Source organism: Streptomyces sp. NPDC005181 (assembly GCF_040608395.1).
GTDB lineage: Bacteria > Actinomycetota > Actinomycetes > Streptomycetales > Streptomycetaceae > Streptomyces.
The window spans coordinates 1-1,299 of record NZ_JBEXID010000260.1; the positions used below are offsets into that span (position 1 = coordinate 1).

Annotated in this window: 1 protein-coding gene; it reads left to right on the forward strand. The window is 65.9% G+C overall.

All coding sequences use genetic code 11. The annotated features are described in order from the left end of the window. The first annotated feature begins 396 nt into the window (after positions 1 to 396). A complete protein-coding gene (locus ABZV38_RS40480; protein ID WP_356333979.1) occupies positions 397 to 1,242 on the forward strand; it encodes an IS630 family transposase in 846 nt (281 codons plus the stop codon). Positions 1,243 to 1,299: the final 57 nt, after the last annotated feature.

The following is a 1,299-nucleotide window of genomic DNA, read 5'->3' on the forward strand; positions in this document are numbered from 1 at the left end:
TCGCCCGCCGCGACCAGCGCACCAGCGTCTCGCGCTCGTCATCGGTCAACGCCAGCTCGGCCATCGGCCGCCCCATCTTCGCCATGAAGACAGTCCACTTACTTAACGAATCTACGACGCAGGACACTAGTGTGATGCGCCAGAAATTTCGACCTTAAGTCTGTAGGCTGTTTTCATGTCGCATCGGGGTCCGCGTGCTGTCGAGGTCGTGCTGTCCGAGGAGGAGCGCGCCGAATTGTCGCGTTGGGCGGGTGGTGGGGCGGGATCTCGTCCGGCCGAGCGTGCGCGGATCGTCCTGTCTTGCGCGGATGGTGTGTCAAGTTCCCAGGTGGCGGCCGACTTGGGCGTGAACGTGGCGACGGTGCCAAGTGGCGCTCGCGGTTCGCGGACCTGCGGATGGCGGGCTTGGTCGATGAGTCGCGGCCGGGCCGGCGCAAGTCGGAGCTGGTCCTCAGTGAGGCCGAGCGCGCGCAGTTGACGCGCTGGGAGCGGCGGGCGAAGACCGCGCAGTTCCTGGCGCTGCGCGCGAAGATCGTGCTGCGGTGTGCGGAGGGCGGGACGAACAAGCAGGTCGCCGCCGAACTCGGGGTGGCGCAGGCGACGGTCAATCGCTGGCGGTCGAGGTTCGTCACCGGCCGCCTGGACGGGCTGATGGACGAACAGCGTCCGGGACGGCCCCCGTCGATTCTGCTCGACCAGGTCGAGGACGTTGTCGTGGCGACCTTGGAGTCGACGCCGGGCAAGGACACACACTGGTCGCGGGCCTCGATGGCGAAGCGCACCGGGTTGTCGAAATCCACCATCGGGCGGATCTGGAAGCGGTTCGACCTCAAGCGGCACCTGCAGGACTCCTTCAAACTCTCCACCGACCCGCAGTTCGTCGACAAGGTCGTCGATGTCGTCGGCCTATACCACAACCCGCCCGAAAAGGCAGTCGTGCTCTGCGTCGACGAGAAGAGCCAGATACAAGCTCTGGACCGCTCCCAGCCGATTCTGCCGATGATGCCGGGCATGCCCGAGCGTCGTACCCACGACTACCTGCGGCACGGTATTACCAGCCTGTTCGCCGCCTTCAACATCGCCGACGGCACCGTCATCAGCGAACTCCACCGCCGCCACCGGGCCATCGAGTTCAAGAAGTTCCTGGTCACCATAGACAAGGCCGTCCCCCGCGAGCTCGACGTGCACCTGGTGTGCGACAACAGTGAGACTCGTGGGGTGCCGTCGGGGGCCGGAGCCTGACCCGTGCGACAACTGGCCTCAACTGCCTTGGAGTAGATCTGTCGGTTCCGGCCCCGG

What these genes read in the sequence shown, in the direction of transcription:
- ABZV38_RS40480 (WP_356333979.1), top strand. Translation starts at nt 397, where the DNA reads ATGGCGGGCTTGGTCGATGAGTCGCGGCCGGGCCGGCGCAAGTCGGAG.